Here is a 13843-nt window from a genome sequence, read left to right on the forward strand (position 1 = left end):
ATCCAAGTCCCACGGGCAGAAACGTTCGATCCCCGGCTACCGCTATAATAAGACCATACAAAAATGAGGTCTACCAGAAAGATCTGGTGACCTCATAATACGAACGGGCAGAATAGTTCAACAAGAATGCCAGCATGCCTACATTGGAAAATAACAAAGAACGAGAACCGTTAAGAAGATGGTTCTCGTTCTTTGTTGTGCAAGCTTATTTTCGCACATTCGTCAAAGGTTGTATATGAAGCTCATATGTAACGTTAAATTTCATGTTCGACCAGAGAGTAGACCATTCATCCTCGCTCATAGGCTTCGAAAAAGGACCTAGTGTAAGAGTACCTATTTCTAGAGGGTCCACTTCCGACTTTTGCATTTTCATTAGCAGCTCTGTTGTTTGTTTTTCGAGAAGCGATTTGATTTGTTGATGAATAACCGCTAATTGATCAAGGTTGTCTATATCTCCCTTTCCACGGTACTCTTCAATGCGACCTTTGAGCTCGACGTTGAGAGATAATGTTGAGTAGTCGGGATTTAATTTCATCTTTGTCTCGGAAGTGACATTCCCCATCGCTATTGATAACTCTGGGATGGTAAGGACTTTAAGGTGATGATTATGATCAATCAGTTGGAATATTTGTTCATTTCTCTTATTAATGTTCGTTTGCAGTTTATCGTTTTTGAAGAACGCAGTTCCTTCGTAGATAAAATGTTCTTTATCGACCTTGAAAATAGGTGCCACTGGATCGGAGTATGGTGAATAGTACCTTTTCATAAATTGATGTAGATTCACAATAGTCATATCTCCTTGTTTCTTATTTTCATAGTGTTTAAGCAAACGATAAAGTAAATAGCCAGGGATGTCTTGTGTTTTTATTTGATTTTTAATGAAATCAGCAAAGCTTCCATTGACGATGACGATATAAAGGCGTTGAGAAATATCAGGATCCGTAAATAAAGTGTTCATAAGTGATGTAATGCCTTTTTTCGCCAGTTCTTGTTCAATAAATACCATACGAAGTTGTCCTGATTTTACTTCCCGATAATAGCTTAAATTAAAATCCTTTCCTCCCTCCTTCAATAGATCGACTTCTTGGGTAAGCATTTTTTTTGATTCAGAATATATGGGTGGTACCAGTGTGCTTATTCTTAGCTTCCCTTCTGCACCCTCAGTAATTGACCACCAAATCACAGGGGAGATTTCTTCGATCTGATTGTTATCTACAAATGGGGAGCATCCAATCATCCATAGCATACTGCTCATTATGACGAGGAACATCGTATGTTTAAACAGCCTCAATGCTAGATAAGCCCCTTTCGTTTGCAAGCAATCAGAAGGAAGGTTGGGATGAACAAGTAGGTAAATGCCCGTAACCAAATCTGTAGGTTCATCAAAGGGTTCTGTTCAGTTTCACCAAACCACTTGTCTAGAATAATCGTACTTATTAAAATCATGATCCAACAGGTTATAAAACCAATTCGATTGCTCTGTTCGTTTAATCTTCCTGAAACTATTCGAATAGCCCCGTAGAACCATAAGAAATAAAGGGAAATGGCCCACACATAATAAAACATTTGCATGCAAATTAAAATGATATCAATTCGCTCTAAAACAGGAGTTTGCAGATAACGAATAAGGTCCGTTACCGGAAATCTGCTTTTGTTCAAGTATTGGGAACTAAAAAATAATAAGGAAACAACAAACATAATCAAATACTCAAAGACAGACGCGGTATTAGCGAATGTCAAATATTTCAACATCTTTTGTTTTTGGTTTAACCACGGCCCAATAAAGACCAAGTACTCCGGTCCCGAGAACGCTTGCCAAATGAATAAAAGATTCTTCCAGGAAACTGTCGACCAATCTGCAGGGATCAAGGGATATAAATCGTGAAGTGACGCCATCGATGGGAAGAAGAAAGGAATAAAACATAAAATCATCCAAGCGGAACCAAAAAAGGCAATAACGACAAAGCGTATCGCATTCGTCATTCCTCGAGAGGCCGCGTACAAACAAATCCCAAAGAGAAATAAAATTAACCACAAAGGATTCATGGAAGGGAAGATGATACTATTAATCACTTCCACAGTCCCCAGTGTACTTACATATATTTTAGCAAAAATGAAAAACAGACCAACGAAGGCCAAAACACGAACCGTCCGCGTTCCAAATAGTTGAACGAATCCTTGATATCCTTTGGTGGAAATGTCTGATGAAAACCATTTTGCAATCAAGATCATATTCAATTGTGATAAGATCCCCACGGCAATTAATGCCCAAATCATATAGGGATAAACCAATTTGGAAGGAGTGACTAAGACGAAATATAGCATTTGACTTCGGTTGACCATGAAAAAGACATAGATCCCGCCAAACGTAGCCGTTCTCTCATATAAGGAAGATGCCTTCACATTATTTTCTCCTTTGACTGGTTCGCCATTTCTGTAAGGTATGTAAATATTCAGGACGTTCCTTCATCCAATGGAAAGGACCCCGAATGAAAAGATCTAACCAATCCCTCCAGTAAAGAGGAGCTAAGGGGGCAAAATAAGGTTGTTTCAAAGATGTGATACTATTTAAATGGACAAGAATAACAATTATCCCGAATACTATCCCTAACATTCCGATATAGTTGGCAAGGAAAAGGAAAGCGAATTGAAGCAGTGTGTTTGATTTAGTCACGAGATAATTAGGGACTAGAAACGAAGCGATAGCCGTAACACCTACTAAAACAATTAATATTTTGCTTGCAAAACCAGCTTCAACGGAAGCTTGTCCTACGACAATGCCACCGATCACGCCTAGTACTTGACCCGATTTTGTGGGCATCCTGAGACTTGCTTCTTTGATGATCTCCAGGGTAAGCAGCATTAAAAATGCTTCCCAAAATGGTGTAAACGGCAATTTGGTTCTAGATTCTAATAATACGAAAAGAACTTGCATCGGGAGCATCTGATAATGATGCGTGGCTAGCGCAACATAGATCGGGACTAATATTAACGAAAGTACATAGCTTACATATCGCAGCAGCCGCAAAAAACTGGCAACCAGCCAGCGATTAATGTAATCCTCTGGAGATTGAAATAGATGAAAAAATGTGATGGGAGCCGTTAACGCAAATGGTGTATTGGCTACTAAAAAAGTAATTTTTCCCATCGATAAGGTGAAAGCGCATAGATCCGGGCGGTCGCTTTGTTGAAATTGCGGGAATATACTATGATAATGATCTTCCATGAATGCCGCAACATGGGACGAATCCAAAAAAATATCAAAATCAATGGTAGATAGTTTATTTCTTGCAATATCAATAAATTCGGGATTAGTCACCCCTTCCATATACATCATGACAACCTCTGTTTTACTTACAGAACCAACAGAAAACCTTTCTGATTTTAAAGATGTTGATGGAAGCCGTCTGCGAATCATTGTCACATTTTGATCGATTTGCTCACTAAAGCTGTCTTTGGGTCCAAACATAATGGTTTCGGTTTCCGATGTTTCGATGGCGCGAGTCAATGGATTTGGAAGAAGTGCTGCCCACCACTGATTCTTCATAGGTTCATAAAAAAGGATGGATCCCGTTAATAGTTTCTGCTGACCTTCCTCCATCGTGACAATTCTGGATACCTTAGCTGTGGCTATGCATTCATTTATTTCTTCAAGATCACAGTGGAGCAGTGGTTCGATAACGGATTCATTTAAGCGTTCTTGGTCAATTAATGTTCTTATGTAGAGAAACATCACCATTTGATTATTATTGGTCCTGCGTTCGATGATTTCTGCATCGTCCATGTTGGCTAAAATTTGTCTAAATGAATTTATCGTTAGGACGGTATTCTGAGGTTCAGGTTTCTCAAAATGGTGTCCAATCTTAAGCTTCTTCCAAAACATAAACACCATCCTTACAAAGTAGGGTAGTAAAATTTGAAAATATTGGTTATGCCTTTATAATTTATCCATGACTGGATCATTTATACCCTTAGGGTTCGTATGTATGAGAACTGTTTTATGAGGTGCATGCGGATACATTAGTATTAGGTCTACAGAGTTTAACAAGTCATCGGATAAACTTTCTAAAAATATACACGAAAAAGCAGAGCTGCTTGTAGGGATTAACAACTAATACCATAAAATATGCGTGAAGCTAAAGGGTTTTCTTGGAGGGTTAGAGAAAGATAGGGCAACCAGAGGTAATAGAAGTGTTGGGATTATTTGAAAATGCCGAGTAGTTAAACTAACTGGGAACTTTAGTTGAAAAGTAATAATAAAAAAGTACTTATTAAAAAGAAGAAAAACCTTAACTCGTTACAAATGTGAAAGCAGCCGCTCATTGAGATCGGCTGCTTTTTCATCTAACTGGCGGTTAATTTATTTTAAACTTGTCTTTATATTTTTCTGCCCATTCTTTAAACGAAGTTAATTTAATACCGTAAGTCTTTAATAAATCTATAGCTACATTATAACCAACTACGTTGTTCCATTGTTCACCTCGTACAGCTAATGGATGAATTCCTTGCTCTAATGCTTCTTCAATACTAAGTGTTGTAATTTTAAGCTCTTTTCCTGTTACCTCCGAGATGATCTCGGCAATTTCTTTATATGAAATCGATTCGGCAGCCAACTCAATATTATGTTTATTGAATTTTTTAGGATCTGCAAAGGCTGCACACACAAAAGAAGCAAGATCTTCAATTGCAATGTGATCTATAGGTGTATCCGCAAACGTAACCGTTTTTATTTCCCCTTGTTGTAAATCAGGATACATGAACGCAGATTTTTCAGCAGTGAAATTTTCCATAATACATGCTGGTTTCACGATAGTCCATGTAGGAAAACCTGCTGAACGAACAGCTTCCTCTATATCCCACTTATCTGTCCAATATTTTTCAAACCAGTAACCTGTTCCCCAATCTGGGAATTCCTTATATCTGCTTGTGGCTGCAACGGAAGTATGCACAAATTGTTCTACGCCACTTTTTATTGCACTTTGAATTAATGCAAAAGCCTGTTTTCTCTCTCGATCCGTTTCATTGGTATCTATTCCAGAAATCGGAACTGAAAAAACAGCATCGATATTTTTCATAGCATTTTCCAAAGAGGATGTGTCATCAAAGGTACCTACTACAGCTTCAGCACCTTTTTGAATAAGTGCCTGGGCTTTAGTAGAATTTTTATCTCTAACTAAAATACGAACTTTAAATCCCTGTTTTAATGCTTCATTTGCAACAGCACCACCTTGTAATCCAGTAGCGCCCGTAACTAAAATCAATTTTTGATTATTCATTTTGATATCACCTTTCATGGGTATATTGTTAGTTTGGTTGTAGATTATAGAACTCAGCAAGTTTCTCATACAATTTTAATCGCGTATCAAAGCCTTCTTGGGCTGTTGACACGATAAGTTCTTGGACATCTAGGCTATCCGCCAAGAAGTCCAATTTCGGCTTCAATTCGCTCCACGTACCTATTACAATCGTAGATAAAAACGATTGCGCAGCTTGATGATGAGCTTCAGAATACCGTAACTCATGTGCCTTCAGTGGATCGACACCCGTGAAGTACCCTAAGTTTTGTAAATATTTTAAACTTAGAATTCTTGTTTGATATTCTACTTCTTTATCCGTATCTCCGCCGATTACTGAAACGCCTAATATAACATCTGGTGCTGACACGCCATGATTTGCTTGATAAAGCTTGCGATACAATGAGATGGCTTCTTTTGCCCCTGCAGGATTAAAATGATATGCAAAAGAGTAGTTGGCTGCTTCAATTGCCGCAAGTTGGGCACTATAAGGGCTGGACCCTAGAATCCAGATTGGCGGAAGTGGTGCATCTTGTGGCATCGCAATTATCTGAGCATATGAATCATCAGACAATGACTCTGAAGGCTGGTCATATCCTCTTAATTCACGAAGCAATTCTTGTAAATTATCTGCGTTTAATGAATTCATAGAGCGACGTAAGGCTAGCGCAGTTTTACTGTCAGTTCCAGGTGCACGGCCCACACCCAAGTCAATGCGATCTGGGTAGAACGTCTGCAGTAGTTTGAAGTTCTCAGCTACTTTTAACGGAGAATGATTGGGAAGCATGACACCACCTGAACCAACCCTTATGCGCTGCGTATTCGCGGCTATTTGAGCGATTAACAGTTCGGGCGAAGCGCTGGCTACGGAGGAAAGATTATGATGCTCCGTGATCCAAAAGCGTTCATAACCTAGTTCATCCGCTTTACTCGCTAGTTTAACCGAATTTATTAAAGCTTGTTTGGCTGACGTTTCATGATCGACTGGAGCCATATCCAATATAGATAAACGTTGAACCATGTTCTGCCTACATCCTTTCTAATTGATTGATCTCACGTCCATATTGAAAAGGTACTCCTAGATGCTCAAGTAAAGTTGTTCTTTCATAATCCTTCATGAAACAATTATTTTAAAACCACAGCAAAAGTGGTACTATTACCTTATTCTTTATAAGCAATAATAACAAGTACTGTTATTTTTAATAGGTACTATGTTTTTTGGTAGTAATGAAACTTCATTTGGCTATTTTAGGAGGAGAAATGTGACTAAAAATACGAAGTACCGTACACCTGACTGTGGTTTAACAAAAGTTCAACAAATGTTAGGAGGAAAATGGAAACTCTTATTACTATGGTATCTTTCAGAGGAGCCTAGACGTTTTGGAGAGATCCGTCGATGTTTTCCGGAGATTACTGAGGCCATGTTGACAAAACAGTTGAGGGAACTGGAGCAGGATAAATTAATCTATCGTGAAGTATTCAAGGTAGTTCCGCCAAGAGTAGAGTATTCATTAACAGATTTAGGATTAAAATTTTTTCCAATAATAGAGGCAATGTATGATTGGGGGGAAGAAAATTTGAAGGATTACACCCATTCGATAAATACTTGATATACTTGTTTTTTAGTCGCTAAACATGATTAGCCTTACTGTTAGGGGATTCGTTTCTCATATTTTGTTATACTAACGGAGAACTATAGCTTAATAACAAATGGGGCTGCCGCGTGGCAGCCCTTTATTTAACTAACGGGCAGGAATCTTTAATAAGATGCGAGAAATATATGCAATTAGATAATTTATAAAGGTGTTAGATCACAAAATGATACGTTTAGTACAAGCATTTCTAATAATTTTAATAATCTCCTTATCTGGATGTTCAATAAAGGAGGATTCAACAATGAGGGTGAAAAAAAGCGATTTTAAGAAGGTTGCACTTGAGATTGTTCAGGTTTTTGAATTAAGTATTGAATACGTGGGATTTCCTGACTCTGAACGAGAGAAAATTAATGCATTTTATGAGAGTAAGTTTGATGGAGATGGAGAGCGTATTAAAACACGTATTATGAACGTGTCGTACTATTTTTTTGGCGGTACAAACTTTAAAGATAGGAACGATCCAAAGAACAAGGTACTGTTTGAAAAGCTATCCTCAGATTTAAAAGAAATCAGAGATGATCTTGAAAATTATCCAGATAAAAAAAGCTAAGCGTGTGACCACAAACCACAAAAGTATTAATATTTGCCAGCTTTAAGCCTAATCAGCGTAGGAAGGTTTCGTTATATGGTTAAGAGTTATCCATCCACGGCAGAACTTCGTTACGCTAACTGGGAACGTTAGTTCAATAACAACAAGAAAAGGCAGCCGACCTAGTGATCGGTTGCCTTTTCTCAACTAACGTGAGGATTGTTCAATCATTTTGCCGAATAAACATTGACAATATGGGCGAGGGTGGTGTCTGGCTATTAGGAGTAATGCAACTGAATTAAGTTTATCCGTAAGAAAATATAATGCCGAATCTGATTTGCAAATTCATATTGCTCCAGAAAGAACGATTTGAAGAGAGCTTGAAGTCGACCAATTTGGTGAACTTTTCAGGAAATATGTTCCGTATAATATGAATGAGAGCAAAGGTTATATTGAGCGTGCTATTTACGAATAGGAGGAGAGTGGCAATGAAAGAATACGACTCCTCGCTTCCAATTTTCAGCGAGATCGATCGTTTGGAACAACGCTACCTGGTCGGAAGAGAACAGGAAATCCACCTCTTCCAAGACCGTTTGAATTCGGAACCGATTTCCGGAGGTATAATTAATCTGTACGGAACAGGCGGTTCGGGAAAAAGCTTTCTATTGAACGAATTCCGAAGGAAATCGCTGTCAGTCGGTGCAAAATACGTCTTGTTCGATTGTCGTGTTCTGCCGAGAAATCCGCGTGACGCTTGCTTACACTTCCTAAATGAACTTCATTACCCTGCAGAACGCATGGATCCCGCGGCTCCTCTCGAGCAGCTAACGGAGATCTGTGTCGATGCGATTCGCTTCTACGCCAGCGGCAACAAATTCGTGCTCGCCATGGATACGTTCGAAGCTGTCGGAGAAATGGAGAGCTGGCTGAGAGAAGTTCTCCTGCCCAAGTTAATTCCGGATATTCTTGTGGTCATCTCCGGCAGATTTCCCATGCGAGGCTCGTGGTTGGCCTCTCCCGGATGGAGACATCTCATAAGTAGAATACAGCTTGCAGAGCTTGATTACGAAGCGGTTCGAGCATATTTGGAACTGTCTGGAATTACGCAACAAACTCGCATCCGTCACATATGGGCGAGGTCTAAGGGGCATCCGCTGACGCTGACGCTGCTCGTATCGACGATACTTGTCGGCACTCATTCGCAAAGCTATGCTACATATGAGAGCGACGTGTTTGCTGACGTTGCCGGGACTTGGCTTCAAGAAGTGCCAGATTCGAGTATGAAAGAAATTGTAGAAGTGGCGTCGGTCATCCGTCATTTCAACCACGAACTGCTGAATGAAGTGATGGGGAAGAGCGTCTCAGCCGAGCAGTTCCGCAAATTAATCTCTTATTCTTTTGTCCAGAGGGTAGAGCACGGATGGTTATTGCATGATTTGCTTCGCGATGCCATCGGAGTGGAGTTCCGCCGAAGGAGTCCTGATTTCTATAATCGAATCTGGTTGCGCACTGTATCCTATTATTCCGACAAAATAAAGCGATTTAGCAAGAACGGCTTGTCCTCTTGGGGGAACTCAGAAATCTTATTTTATATCGGAAATCATTTTATTCAGTATCTACTGAATCGTCAGTCGATCTCGCATAGCATGGAGCCCCTTCATCCCACGAACTGGGAGGAAGCGGTACAGTATTTGGAGCATAAGCGGATTACCTCACAAGACCAATCCATCGAATACATCGATTGGAAAACAAACCAACCCTCGAGTTATTTAATGACCGCTAAGGAGAGCCTCAGTTATTTAAATCAGATCCGACTGAATGATTTATTCAACCTTGATCCTGCTTCCGTCATGCTCATCCGCGATGAGCAAGGTACCGTTTACGGTCTCATGGAGAGCATTCCTATCAACGAACATACCATGGATTATTTGAGATCACGGCCCGTATCTGCTGCATACTTCAACCACTTATCAGAGGCTGAGCGAAAAAAATTAAGTGTGCCAAGAGATACCCAAGCTGGTTATTTCGTCAAGTCGGTCGTTGTATCCGGCGAAGTCGTCCCGAACGCGATGGACGCGGCGATATCTACGTTTATGACCTATATTTTATCGGCGGGTTATCTCGTAGGCGCCCCTACAGCAAATCCCATTTCGGAAACCATATTATGCAGCTTGGGAATGGAGCAGAAAGAGGGTATCGTCCATTACGACTACGACGGCGTGACGCCAACGCCATATTACGTCCTGGATGCAAGAGGTCAGAAGATTATACCTTATATGGAGAGAATGATTTCTTCCTTCGGTCTCTCTGTATCCACAGTGCGTGAGCTTCAAAGTATCGACGATCAACTTTCTCTTCGGGAGAGAGAAGTCGTGAAGGAGGTCGTGAGAGGAAGTTCGAACAAGGAGATCGCCAGAGATCTGTTCATGAGCGAAGCTACGGTCAAGAAACACCTCTCCAACATCTTCGAGAAGCTCGATATTAAAAACCGTGTACAGCTTATTAACCGCTATAACAGGGAATCGCGCAAATCATAGGGAGCGTCGTTCAATAATGGCCCTCATCGCCGAGAGACTTAGCAAAAGTGTAAAGGCTCGGGGGCTTTTTTCTCCTTTTATACAACTTTCAGCTAATATCGCCTGCCTCTTCAGGAGCTATATACTGAGGGGGAGAGCGATATTGATTTTCAAATAAATAAAAAGGAGAGTTATATGGTGCAAAATTATGTAGAGCTGAACAAGAGTTATATCAATGGGCAATGGACAGAAGGCATGAGTGAACAGACGTATGAAATTCTGAATCCATATGACAATTCAATCATCACGCAAGTTCGTTTAGCAACAAAAAGTCAGTTGCAAGATGCATTCATTCGAGCGAAGGAAGCTCAAAAAGCTTGGGCCAAAACATCGCCGGCTGAGCGGAAAGCCATCCTTCAGAAAGCTGTCGATTACTTAAATGCCAATAAAGACGAGATTGTTAGAGTCATTGTTCGAGAAACGGGAGGTACGATTCCTAAAGCTTATGGAGAACATTGGACAGCGATTGCCGAGTTGGAAGGCGCTATTCAAATAGCGGACGAAATGGATAAAGTGAAGGATGTACCGGCAACTGCCGATCGTAAAGTGAATCGAGTTTATCGTGTGCCGATTGGTGTTATTTCTTCGATTTCCCCCTTTAATCTCCCTCTGAGTCTATCTATAAGAACGATCGGTCCTGCCCTTGCCCTAGGAAATTCGGTTGTTCACAAACCGGATATACAAGTTGGGTTAACCGGAGGTTCAATCCTTGCGAAAGCCTTTGAGGAAGCGGGGCTTCCGGATGGTGTTTTTAATATGATTCTGACTGATATTTCTGAAATCGGGGACGAGATGATAACTAACCCCGTACCGGGATTTATAAGTTTCACTGGATCTACTGAGGTTGGCAGGCATGTCGGCGAACTCGCGGGCAAGCGCCTGAAGCGAGTAGCTTTGGAATTAGGAGGAAACGCTCCTCTAGTATTATTAGCTGATGCCGATGTAGACAGGGCAGTAGATGCGGCCATCTTCGGTAGGTATTTTCATCAAGGTCAGATCTGTATGGCGGCGAACAGGATGATTGTACACCAGAATCTGTATCCTGATTTTATTGCTAAATTTGTGGAGAAATCGAAAAGTCTTAAGTGCGGCGACCCTAGTGATCCTCAGACGTTTATCGGACCGATGATTAATGAGGAGCAACTCGAAAGAGCGATGAAAATTGTCAATGAAGCGAAACAATCGGGAGCGAAATTTGCTCTCGAGGGAAAACGAGTTGGAAATATTATAACTCCGTATGTAATCGTCGACGTTGACAATTCAAGCCTATTGGCGCAGACAGAGTTATTTGCTCCTATCGCCGTAATAATGAAAGCGAACTCGGATGAACATGCAATTGAGCTAGCGAACGAAACGGACGCCGGATTAAGCAGTTCGATATTTACAAGAGATCTACAGAAAGGAGAACGTTTGGCACTTCAAATCGAGTCAGGCATGACTCATGTCAATGATTCACCTATCAAATGGCAGGGAGATGTTCCATTTGGCGGGACTAAAGGATCTGGCATTGGCAGATTTGGTTTTCCGTGGATCATCGACGAGTTAACAGTTTTCAAGTGGATATCCATACAAGAATGATTTCTTTATTAAATGAGCTTTGTTTTGTATTCTGAAAGGGAGGCGTCGGGTGACTAAAACATTATCTCATTAAAACCGCGAAATTCTCGACGGTTTTTGCCGCTTCCACCAGCGAACAAACGCTGATTTTGACAGGTGCGCTAGGGGCCGTTAGATATTGGGAGGAATTCAAGTGAGCGTAGAATTCGTTAAGTCCGCATCCTACGTGCAGGTCAATGCAAGACTAGGTCTATTGACTCTAGACCCGACCAATACAGCGGTTATCGTGGTGGACATGCAAAATGATTTCATTTCTGATGGAGGTATGTTTGCCCGAGCGGGTTTTCCGCTTTCATCGTCTCGTGAAGCTGTCGAACAGACTGTACGCGTCCTAGCCTCCGCTCGCTCCGCCGGGATGAAGGATGTCTATCTGAAACATGAGTTCGAGAGCGACCTCTCTAATCTCGGAGAACCAGAAGCCCCAAACCGTTTCAGAAACGGTGGGGTTGGCGAGTCCGTCGATTTACCCAACGGGGGAATGGGTCGCTAATTGATTAAAGGCACTTGGAACACGGACATTATAAGCGATCTCACTCCCGAGCCCTATGACATCGTTGTGTCGAAGCACCGATTCAGCGGCTTTTTCGTGACGGCGCTCGATGCAATCCTGAAAGAGTTTGGGATTAAGCAACTGATATTCACTGGCGTCACATGCTGCGTATGCGTCGAATCAACTCTTCGTGATGCATTTTACAGAGACTATCAATGCCTCTTACTAGCTGACTGTACAGCGGAACCGTTCGGTCATAACAATTATGAGGCAACCCTTCTTGCAATAGAAAGAATGTTCGGTTGGGTATCGGACTCCGCTTCGCTTCTACAAGCACTCTCGGCAGTTGGATAGCTTTCTATCTCACTCGCCGTTGTACTCGCGGGATACGATAGTTCAGAATAAACCGCCACATTGGGAGGTTTTTCTTTTGGTAAAAAATCTACAACAGTAAGAATGTCGGTTGACAAGAATATTGTCCGAATGAATCCCGCGTAAATCGCGGGCTTTTTTTATCGGATCAAGTTCTTGTCATTTTGCGATGACACGAACTTGATCCGATTCCCGATTCGTGACAAGAACATTATCCGATTGCCGACAAGCAGCCGGTTGCCCTGTAACTTGTTGAGCTAACGGGCAGGTTTGCGTGGTTGCGATCTATACATAGATATGCTTTCCAATAGATGGTAATATAAAATTAATACATAAAGCATGGATTTCATTATGCAATGGTTTTTATAATTCTTAATAATAAAACAAAGGATGATAGACGATGGGATATAACTTGAATATTAAAAGAACTGAGCTAGCAACCCCTATAACTCTAGATGAATGGAAACATTGTATTAGTACAGACCCTGAACTTGAATATGCTGATTTTATTGATGCAATAAACCCAATGACAAATAATACGATAAGAATCGATTCGGTGGGTATGGGTGTATGGAGTACGGAATTTAATAATGAGGAGTTCAAAATTACTTTTTCTTTTAGAGATGGTAAATGGGGAAGTGAAATATCAGCAAAATATGTAGATGAATTTCAAATCCCTAAAATGAAAGAAATAGCAAGTAAGTTAAATGCTAAAGTTATTGGCGACGATGGTGAAGAATATTAACAAATAAACACATGAGAATAGTAGATTATTATCCTTTATCAATTTTGATAAACTGATTATTCCACAAAGAGAGTTTAGTTCATTATTCTAACGAGTAACGTTACTTAAATAGGGATCGTCGGCTGCCACGCAGTCTTGACGATCCCTATTTAAGTGAGTAAAGTGCAGAATTACGGAACCTTCCTACTGTTAGAGGCGTAATATTGATGACACTTACTATTAAATGGATAATCACGGATAGATTATTTATTGCCAACAATAGGAGGAATAAGATGTCTCCATTCTTTGCTTTTGGTTTCCTAGCTCTGTTTTTACGTTTGGCATTAGGTATGTTATTTGGAAAAAGGATGGAAAGTAAAGGAGAAAAAGCAATGAAGGATTACAGACAGAACGGATACCTTCTTGTAGGCGTTGGAATTGTGGCTATTCTCGCGGGTATTGTTGACACTTTTTAAGCTCCCTCGGTATGATTTAATTTCCTCACGCAAGCTCGTCTATTCGCAGGATTTCATCCTTTAGATATCAATGACGAATGAAAGATAGCGAGATATATTAGGATGTTTCG

The 13843-nt window shown here is 40.7% G+C and carries 11 protein-coding genes and 1 pseudogene; 7 read left to right on the forward strand and 5 right to left on the reverse strand.

Translation table 11 applies throughout. The features are described from left to right. Nucleotides 1–205 precede the first annotated feature (205 nt). The 5 genes from AC58QM_RS35585 to AC58QM_RS35605 all read right to left on the reverse strand — a co-directional run bounded on the left by AC58QM_RS35585 (nucleotide 206) and on the right by AC58QM_RS35605 (nucleotide 6315). Complete coding sequence (locus tag AC58QM_RS35585) at nucleotides 206–1270, reverse strand: Ger(x)C family spore germination protein (protein ID WP_497289393.1); 1065 nt, start codon at nucleotides 1268–1270, stop codon at nucleotides 206–208. Nucleotides 1271–1293: 23 nt separating this feature from the next. Beyond that, nucleotides 1294–2403 carry a GerAB/ArcD/ProY family transporter gene (locus tag AC58QM_RS35590; protein WP_497289383.1) on the reverse strand — a complete coding sequence of 370 codons (1110 nt, stop codon included), beginning with the start codon at nucleotides 2401–2403 and terminating at the stop codon, nucleotides 1294–1296. 1 nt (nucleotide 2404) lies between these two features. Continuing rightward, nucleotides 2405–3883 carry a spore germination protein gene (locus AC58QM_RS35595; RefSeq protein ID WP_497289384.1) on the reverse strand — a complete coding sequence of 493 codons (1479 nt, stop codon included), beginning with the start codon at nucleotides 3881–3883 and terminating at the stop codon, nucleotides 2405–2407. A gap of 472 nt (nucleotides 3884–4355) precedes the next feature. After that, nucleotides 4356–5276, reverse strand: coding sequence for an NmrA/HSCARG family protein (locus tag AC58QM_RS35600; RefSeq protein ID WP_497289385.1), 921 nt, complete (start codon nucleotides 5274–5276; stop codon nucleotides 4356–4358). 28 nt (nucleotides 5277–5304) lie between these two features. After that, nucleotides 5305–6315, reverse strand: coding sequence for an LLM class flavin-dependent oxidoreductase (locus AC58QM_RS35605; RefSeq protein ID WP_497289386.1), 1011 nt, complete (start codon nucleotides 6313–6315; stop codon nucleotides 5305–5307). A gap of 241 nt (nucleotides 6316–6556) precedes the next feature. Here AC58QM_RS35605 and AC58QM_RS35610 point away from each other — a divergent pair, with 241 nt between their 5' ends. The 7 genes and pseudogenes from AC58QM_RS35610 (at nucleotide 6557) to AC58QM_RS35640 (ending at nucleotide 13733) form a co-directional block, all read left to right on the forward strand. After that, nucleotides 6557–6904: a winged helix-turn-helix transcriptional regulator gene (locus AC58QM_RS35610; protein WP_497289387.1), complete on the forward strand. Its 348-nt coding sequence runs from the start codon at nucleotides 6557–6559 to the stop codon at nucleotides 6902–6904. Nucleotides 6905–7190: 286 nt separating this feature from the next. Then, nucleotides 7191–7499, forward strand: coding sequence for a hypothetical protein (locus AC58QM_RS35615; RefSeq protein WP_497289388.1), 309 nt, complete (start codon nucleotides 7191–7193; stop codon nucleotides 7497–7499). Between the two features lie 467 nt (nucleotides 7500–7966). Beyond that, on the forward strand, nucleotides 7967–10015 hold the full coding sequence (locus AC58QM_RS35620) for a response regulator transcription factor (protein WP_497289389.1): 2049 nt from the start codon (nucleotides 7967–7969) through the stop codon (nucleotides 10013–10015). Nucleotides 10016–10189: 174 nt separating this feature from the next. Next, nucleotides 10190–11632: an aldehyde dehydrogenase family protein gene (locus tag AC58QM_RS35625; protein WP_497289390.1), complete on the forward strand. Its 1443-nt coding sequence runs from the start codon at nucleotides 10190–10192 to the stop codon at nucleotides 11630–11632. A gap of 265 nt (nucleotides 11633–11897) precedes the next feature. After that, nucleotides 11898–12515: pseudogene (locus AC58QM_RS35630) on the forward strand (cysteine hydrolase family protein). A gap of 418 nt (nucleotides 12516–12933) precedes the next feature. Continuing rightward, nucleotides 12934–13278 carry a hypothetical protein gene (locus AC58QM_RS35635; RefSeq protein ID WP_497289391.1) on the forward strand — a complete coding sequence of 115 codons (345 nt, stop codon included), beginning with the start codon at nucleotides 12934–12936 and terminating at the stop codon, nucleotides 13276–13278. Nucleotides 13279–13550: 272 nt separating this feature from the next. After that, complete coding sequence (locus tag AC58QM_RS35640; RefSeq protein WP_497289392.1) at nucleotides 13551–13733, forward strand: hypothetical protein; 183 nt, start codon at nucleotides 13551–13553, stop codon at nucleotides 13731–13733. The last annotated feature ends 110 nt before the right edge of the window (nucleotides 13734–13843 follow it).

The organism is Paenibacillus sp. J22P165 (assembly GCF_059692015.1).

What these genes read in the sequence shown, in the direction of transcription:
- AC58QM_RS35605 (WP_497289386.1), bottom strand. Translation starts at nt 6,315, where the DNA reads ATGGTTCAACGTTTATCTATATTGGATATGGCTCCAGTCGATCATGAA.
- AC58QM_RS35635 (WP_497289391.1), top strand. Translation starts at nt 12,934, where the DNA reads ATGGGATATAACTTGAATATTAAAAGAACTGAGCTAGCAACCCCTATA.
- AC58QM_RS35585 (WP_497289393.1), bottom strand. Translation starts at nt 1,270, where the DNA reads ATGTTCCTCGTCATAATGAGCAGTATGCTATGGATGATTGGATGCTCC.
- AC58QM_RS35620 (WP_497289389.1), top strand. Translation starts at nt 7,967, where the DNA reads ATGAAAGAATACGACTCCTCGCTTCCAATTTTCAGCGAGATCGATCGT.
- AC58QM_RS35625 (WP_497289390.1), top strand. Translation starts at nt 10,190, where the DNA reads ATGGTGCAAAATTATGTAGAGCTGAACAAGAGTTATATCAATGGGCAA.
- AC58QM_RS35615 (WP_497289388.1), top strand. Translation starts at nt 7,191, where the DNA reads ATGAGGGTGAAAAAAAGCGATTTTAAGAAGGTTGCACTTGAGATTGTT.
- AC58QM_RS35595 (WP_497289384.1), bottom strand. Translation starts at nt 3,883, where the DNA reads ATGTTTTGGAAGAAGCTTAAGATTGGACACCATTTTGAGAAACCTGAA.
- AC58QM_RS35640 (WP_497289392.1), top strand. Translation starts at nt 13,551, where the DNA reads ATGTCTCCATTCTTTGCTTTTGGTTTCCTAGCTCTGTTTTTACGTTTG.
- AC58QM_RS35600 (WP_497289385.1), bottom strand. Translation starts at nt 5,276, where the DNA reads ATGAATAATCAAAAATTGATTTTAGTTACGGGCGCTACTGGATTACAA.